We start from the raw sequence: 7546 nt of genomic DNA, 5'->3' as shown, positions 1-7546 counted from the left end.
GGGGATTGCAAACAGGAAGTCTGGCAATCACGAGGCTGCACTTGAGGACTTTGACAAGGCAATTGAATTAAAACCAGACTATGCCGGGGCCTATAATAACCGGGGAAACATAAATCGAGATATGGGCAACTACGAAGCCTCCATCGCTAACTTTGACAAGGCAATTGAATTAAAACCAGATTATCCTGGAGCCTATAATAACCGAGGAAGGACAAATGCGGATTTTGGCAATCATGAGGCCGCCATCGCTGATTACGATAAGTCTATTGAATTGTCCCCGGATTATGCAACTGCCTATAACAATCGTGGGAACACAAATCGAGGTATGGGCAACTACGAAGCTTTTATCGCTGACTTTAATAAAGCGATTGAGTTGAAACCAGATGATGCCGGGGCCTATAACAATCGGGGAAATACAAATGGAGATATGGGCAACTACAAGGAGGCCATTGCCGACTATAATAAAGCGATTGAATTGGATCAAAATTATATTGGGGCCTATAGGAATCGAGGAGATCTACAGCTCAGTTTTGAGCAATATGAGGCAGCTATTGCTACTTATACTGAGATAATTCGTTTAGAGCCAGATGATGCCTCCGCTTACAATAACCGGGGCCTTGCGAAGTATTTACTTAACAAACCTGATGAATCCCTTATCGATTTTGATGAAGCTATCCGCCTAAACCCAGATTGTGCCGCTGCCCAAAAAAATCGTGGCACTGCAAATGTGGCACTTGGCAAATATGAGGAGGCTATTGCCGATTATGGTAAGGTGATTGAATTAGATCCGAATGATACTGGAGCCTACAAAAATCGTTGTGTCGCAAATGTGGCACTTGGCAAATATGAGGAGGCTATTGCTGACTATGATAAGGTGATTGAATTACGTCCGAATGATGCCGGAGCCTATGGCAATCGTGGTAACGCGAAGGCATATCTTGGCAACTACGAAGCCGCCATTTCTGATTATGATAAGGTGATTGAATTAGATCCGAATGATTCCGGGGCCTATAACAACCGCGGAATTATGAAGAAGCAACTTGAACGATATGAGGAAGCTATCGCTGACTTTGATGAAGCAATTCGTGTAAATCCAGATGCTGTTGTCTTTTATCAAAACCGGGCGGAAGCAAAGCTCGTATTGGAAAATTTTGAAGCTGCCATTGAGGATTATGACCAAGCAATTCAGTTAAATCCGGATTACGCGGATGCTTACAAAAGACGAGCATTCGCAAAAATTATGTCTGGACAAAGCGAGTCTGCCATTGCGGATTATGATGAGTTAATTCGCCTTTATCCGAATTCAGCGGCTGCCTACACTAACCGAGGGAATGTTAAAATGGAAGTTCATGGACTTGAAAGTGCTATTGCGGATTATGACACGGCACTGCATCTTGACCCGAATTACATTACAGCTTACAAAAACCGGGCAACAGCGAAACTATTCAACAACCAGTTTGATGAAGCACTTCTTGATCTTGATGAAATTATCCGGATCGAACCTGATTCTGCAAGGACTTTCGTATCTCGGGGAGACATGAAAGCTTTCCGACTTCGGATTCACGAAGCGAGAGCGGATTACCAAACTGCGTTGGAATTGGCAGAACAGCAAAATAATACTGCGCTCAAAACCGACATAGAAAAAAAACTTCAGCAATTTGACAATTTAACATCGCAAACCGATGAAAGATAATAAACAGAGGTAGGAGCAAATAATGTCAACATTCAGATTTGGGAAAAATAATCTTTTACTCACAGACATCGTGCCGAGTATGCCGCAATTGTTGGATAACGCTAAACCGGTACAAACGCGCACATCCAAACCTGCTGTCCCTTCGCCGTATCCCGAAACTGCCTACCAGTGGTTAGCCGAGGTATTAGATGGATTAATCGACTTCGGACAACGGCACGGGCATTACGGGGCCATCAAGTTGACTGAAGCCGAGTATCAGTGGCTGGACGATGTATTAGAAAAGTTAATCTATTCCGTTGGCGCGAATGAAAATCACCCGTTAGACCCGCTGATGGACTTTATTATTCGGATCATTGCCAATTATGAAGATGCCTATGTTCCAAAACTGACTGAACGGTTTCCAGAGTTGGCAGAGGAAGCACCTATTTCAAAAACAAGCGAAAACAATAACCCACCACCTTACGCCTCAGAATTGAGCGATAGCGAACTTGCTGCGCACGCCTTTTTCGCGATCGGTTGTCTCCTCTGGGAAGGAAGCAAGGCAGAAAAAGCACTCTCTGCTTACGACACAGCAATTCGGTTGCAACCAGATTATGCGGAAGTTTACAACAACCGAGGCAATGTTAAAAATAGACTGGGGCATCCTGATGATGCCGTTGCCGATTATGATACTGCAATTCGTCTCAATCCAAATTTTGCCGAAGCATACTACAACCGAGCAGTTCAGAAAGTCCTATGTGAAGAATTTGATGCCGCTATTATAGACTTTACCGAGGCGATTCGCCTAAATTCTGATTATGCCGAAGCGTACGCTTATCGTGGTGTAGCAAAGGCTGAATTGGGAAATATAGACAAAGCAAGATCGGATCTCCAGACTGCTTTGGTACTATCAGAACAGCAAAGAAACGCTGATTTCAAAGTCCTCATCGAAAAGTGGTTACAACGACTTGAGCAGTCAGACTCAAAACAGAAAAGTGCCAAGCAACCACGCCGTGGTGGGCAGTGGAAGGGCAAAGTGAAGATAGCTAATGACTTTGACGAACTTCCTGAATCTTTTATGTCGGTCTTTCGCAGGGAGGATGAATGAACTTACCGCGGTAGTTTGCCGTCCTACCTCGCAACCCCTAATTCACGGTTGAATGCTTATAATGTTTCCATCCTTGAACCTAATAATCAATTCCAATTTTTGGCGCAGGTATTGAAGTTGTAATACCATTTCTGATTGAAATTGTAGCATAAACTTTAGTTTGTGCAGGCTTGTCGCATTATGCTTTAGCGTGGGCATGAAAGGGCCCGTTAATGCAATATAAACTTTTAGAAATGGTATAAGATAAATTATTTTTGACAGTTCGGGGCCTATATGGTATACTATTTAGGCAATAACCTGACCTAAACAATCAAGGAGCAGGCCTCTTCTGTAAATACCTAATGCGCATCACCGGACGAAATGTACTAAACAAATTTGCCCAAAAACACCCGAATGATAGATCTGCCCTTAACCGCTGGTACCACCTGATGCGTCAAGGAAACTTCAACTCATTTGTCGATTTGCGTAAGATTTTTCCGCACGCAGATCAGGTGAAAATCCGTAAACGCAAATTCAACCAGCCACCTCAAAATGAAATATGGACAGTGTTTAACATTGGTGGTAATAATGTCCGCCTTATCGCTTCTATACAATATGCCACAAATGAACAGAGAGTCACAATTGATAAGGTTCTAACACATGCAGAATACAATAAAGGGCGATGGAAGGAGTAAACGATGTTGACAGGTATACAAACTTGGTCTAAAGTGGTCCTACCACCTGGAACTTTGGAAATACCGAGTATGTCCCAATTGTTGGACAACGCTAAACTGTTACAGACGCGAACCTCACAACCTCCGGTACTTCCGTCCTATCCGGAAAACGACTATCATTGGCTGGTGGGTGTGTTAGATAAACTGATTGAGTTTATGCGTCGTGACGAAAATCAGGGTGTACCCACATTGATTGAAAACGATTATGACTGGGCGCATGCGTTGCTTGTAGAGTTAGTGGGTGCGGTAGGCGAAAGTGAGACGCATCCTTTGCACCCCTTAATGGCATTTGTTCGTCAACTCATTGATAATTATGAGGATAAATACGTTCCAGAACTCACAGAACTGTTTCCAGAGTTAGCAGAGGAAGCACCTATAGAAACAACTCATGAAAGCAAGCAGCCTGCTTCAAACATTCCTAAACTGAGTGACATTGAACTCGCTGCGCATGCTTTTTTTTCAATGGGCTATCTCCTTTATCAAGGGAACCGGAAAGAAAAAGCACTTTCTGCTTACAACATGACGATTACGTTGAAGCCCGATTCTTGGGAAGCCTTTTATAATCGGGGAATTATGCGGCACAATCTTGGACAATCCGCGGAGGCAATGACCGACTTTAACCAAGTAATAGAATTGAATCACAATTTCGCCAGTGCCTATCACAATCGAGGAATTCTGAAATCTGAATTGAAAGACTACGAAAGCGCAATTGCTGATTTTGATAAAGCAATTGCGTTGGGTCTTAATTCCTCTCAAGCTTACTGCCTTCGAGCCTCAGCGAATGCCCTCTTGGGTGAATATGATGCCGCAGTATCGGACTATGATAAGGTAATTGAGTTAAAGCCAGACTTCGTCGAAGAAGCATATAATATTCGCGGTATTTTACGGAGTGAATTAGGTCAGCACGATGAAGCTCTCGCTGATTACACCGAAGCAATTCGCATAAAACCTGACTATGCAGAAGCTTATGCTTATAGGGGTATACTGGAAGCTCACTTAGGCAGGATTAATAAAGCAAGATTAGATTTTCAAAAAGCGTTGGAACTAGGAGAAAAACAAGGAAATTACAACCTCAAAGTCTTTGTCGAGGAACAGCTTCAAGAACTTAACAATTAGGATAGTTTTAGAGTTGCTATAGACATTTCGCCCCGCTGGAGCTAAAGAGGGGCACAACTCGTGAGAAACACATTAAAAATGGTGCTTCCGTGAAACTATATTTTACAAATAGTTATAGAGCTTACGGGCTGTAGCACAAACTATTAGTTTGTGTATGAAAACCCTTCCCAATCCTGCAAATCTTCAAATCCCGCAAATCCTGATTCTGACAGATAGCCCATAACCAATTTTTAACTTGACATCCGTTAGTAAAAATAGTATAATATATCATAAGATTTTCCAATAGAGGCGAATATTGTATCAATCTCCAAAACGCTGACGCAAAAACCGACACAACATTTTCAGCGGACCACAGAAGTTTCTTACTGACTGCTGAGAGCGGAGCGCAGCAGAACGCCCTGACCGCTGACCGCTAACTCAAAAATGTTACACTTTTCGGACTTATTATTTTTTTCACAACAGAAATTTAAACATCAACAAACCCTTATGGCCACTATGTTCTCTAACGTTACACACCCAACACAAAATGTTACACCAGTGTAACATTTTTAGCGGAAATTACGAAGAAATATATCTTTAAGTTAAAACTATATTCACGTACGTCACTTTCATAGTAACCCCTCAAAACCCCTAAAAGGAGAAAGCCCTATAAACCCACGCCACCATTGGCATTACAACACTAATACTGAGAAACGAAAAATGCGGATTCATAGTAACAGCAAAAAAACAACCTTTTCATAGTAACCCGACAAACCCACGTCACACCTGACTTCATGAGGGTTTTAAAAGCACAATTTTCAGAACGTTACTATGAATACTATGAATACTATGAATACTATGAATACTATGAATACTATGAATATAGGGCAGATGAGTTTTTTATATCCGAGCGGAGAATAGGAAGAAAAATAAATCCCCATTTTTGTCCAGACGTGATATACTAAGGAAAACTCTCGATTCACAAGGTAAAATCGCTTATGAATTTTCCGACGCTGTCAGAGTCAAAACGTCTGGAGATGCTTCAACCGCCAACCGGAAAAGTGCGGATGGTACTTGACACTGACACCTATAACGAAATAGACGATCAGTTTGCAGTCGTCCACGCGCTGCTCTCACCCGAACACCTCGACTTTGAGGCAATCTACGCCGTCCCCTTCCACAACAACCGCTCCGATAACGCTGAAGATGGTATGGAGAAAAGTTATGACGAAATTCTTCGGCTTCTGGATTTCCTGAATGTGCCTGCCGAAGGACTCGCTTATCGCGGTGCCAGAGCGTTTCTCTCAGACAGAGAAACACCTGTACCGAGCGACGCTGCGACGGATATGATTGAACGGGCAATGGCGAGTGGAGACGATCCGCTCTATGTTGTCGCTGTGGGTGCGATAACCAATGTCGCCTCTGCTATCCTAATAGAACCGGAAATTATCAAACGAATTGTCGTTATCTGGCTTGGTGGGAATCCGTTGTACTGGCCCCACACCCGCGAGTTCAACCTCATGCAAGACCTTATAAGTGCGCAAGTGGTTTTGGACTGCGGTGTGCCGTTCGTTTGGCTGCCAGCACGCGGGGTCGTCTCACATCTGCACACAACGGTTGCTGAGATGGAACGCTATGTGCAGGGTAAAGGCAAAGTCGGAGATTACCTCGTGGAAATCTTCAAAGATTACTCCAGCGATCACTTCGCTTGGTCAAAGGTAATCTGGGATATATCTGCGACAGCATACCTTGTCAATCCATCGTGGGTGCCGACAGAGATTGTCCACAGTCCAATCTTGACGGAAGCAGTGACATGGAGTTTTGATAACAGTCGTCATCTCATGCGTGTTGCGTCGAGTGTGAACCGGGACGCGATCTTCAGGGATCTGTTTGAGAAATTGCAACACCACACTGCCTAAAGATATGATGACATTGAACACACCGAAAAAGATCCCAGCGGGAACATCCTTTGAATTCGGTGAACACCGTTTCCATTTCGGTGCGGAGATCGTCGAATTAGTAGATTCCAGCTCACTTCTCAATGATCCCAATGCGTTACACAGAAAGATGCGTGAGGATGGATACCTCTTTATTCGAGGGTTCCATCCGCGAAAGGATGCGGAAAGAGCGGCATATTGGACCTTGCAAGCCATTGCACAAAACGGTGGGTTAAAGCCGGATACTCCGGTTGAAGAAGGTATTATCGGCGAGGCGAACCAGACATTTAGCTTCTTTCGACAAACTGAGGTGGCGCATGCTAAACCGATTCTTGATGTTGTAGATAGCGAGCGAACGATGCGGTTCTACGAAGAATTTCTCGGTGGTACCGTCATTACGTTTGACAAACGTTGGCTGCGCTGCATGGCGAAGGGTGGACACAACCATTTCCACTACGACAGTGTTTACGTCGGGCGCGGCACGCAGAACCGATACACGATGTGGAGCGCATTGACGGACATTGGTTTGGAAAATGGACCCCTCGTTATCTGTCTCGGTTCCCATCGGCACAATCGGTTAAAGTCCACCTATGGCGCGACCGATATGGACCGCGATTTGACAGAAGCCGTGTTCAGCACCGATCCCCGTGAGATGGTTGAAAAACTCGGGTTCACGTTGGCAACAGCGCATTTCGAGCCGGGGGATGTTATTATCTTTGGGCTTTACATGATGCACAGCAGTGCCCCGAATCGCTCTGACCGCTATCGTATCAGCATTGATACGCGATACCAACTCGCTTGTGAAGAGAAAGATGACCGCTTCTTTTTCCGTGAAGACGGCAGTTGGCTCGGTAATTTTTACAACAAAGGTGCAAGTTATAGACCAATAGGGGAACTCCGTCGGGAGTGGGAATTGGAATAATGCCATTACAAGGAGGATTCGCATGGTTTACAAGCAGTGGAGACTTGTGGCTTTAATCGCCATTTTGATTTTTTACGCAATTGGAAACAGTGTAGCAGC

At 44.1% G+C, this 7546-nt stretch carries 6 protein-coding genes; all 6 read left to right on the top strand.

Annotated elements, in window-relative coordinates:
• The coding region (locus OXN25_09905) for a tetratricopeptide repeat protein (protein MDE0425171.1) at positions 1-1693 on the top strand (1693 nt) is incomplete at its 5' end.
• Positions 1694-1715: 22 nt separating this feature from the next.
• On the top strand, positions 1716-2780 hold the full coding sequence (locus tag OXN25_09900) for a tetratricopeptide repeat protein (protein MDE0425170.1): 1065 nt from the start codon (positions 1716-1718) through the stop codon (positions 2778-2780).
• Between the two features lie 341 nt (positions 2781-3121).
• Positions 3122-3454, top strand: coding sequence for a type II toxin-antitoxin system HigB family toxin (locus OXN25_09895; protein ID MDE0425169.1), 333 nt, complete (start codon positions 3122-3124; stop codon positions 3452-3454).
• A gap of 3 nt (positions 3455-3457) precedes the next feature.
• Positions 3458-4609 carry a tetratricopeptide repeat protein gene (locus OXN25_09890; protein MDE0425168.1) on the top strand — a complete coding sequence of 384 codons (1152 nt, stop codon included), beginning with the start codon at positions 3458-3460 and terminating at the stop codon, positions 4607-4609.
• A 977-nt stretch (positions 4610-5586) separates the two neighbouring features.
• The gene (locus OXN25_09885) at positions 5587-6507 is read left to right on the top strand and encodes a nucleoside hydrolase (GenBank protein ID MDE0425167.1); all 921 of its coding nucleotides are present in this window, start codon (positions 5587-5589) and stop codon (positions 6505-6507) included.
• Between the two features lie 13 nt (positions 6508-6520).
• Positions 6521-7447 carry a phytanoyl-CoA dioxygenase family protein gene (locus OXN25_09880; protein MDE0425166.1) on the top strand — a complete coding sequence of 309 codons (927 nt, stop codon included), beginning with the start codon at positions 6521-6523 and terminating at the stop codon, positions 7445-7447.
• Positions 7448-7546: the final 99 nt, after the last annotated feature.

It is taken from the genome of Candidatus Poribacteria bacterium, from assembly GCA_028820845.1.
GTDB lineage: Bacteria > Poribacteria > WGA-4E > WGA-4E > WGA-3G > WGA-3G.
The sequence above is the reverse complement of the archived record's forward strand: the minus strand, read 5'-3'. Positions and strand labels throughout refer to the sequence as shown.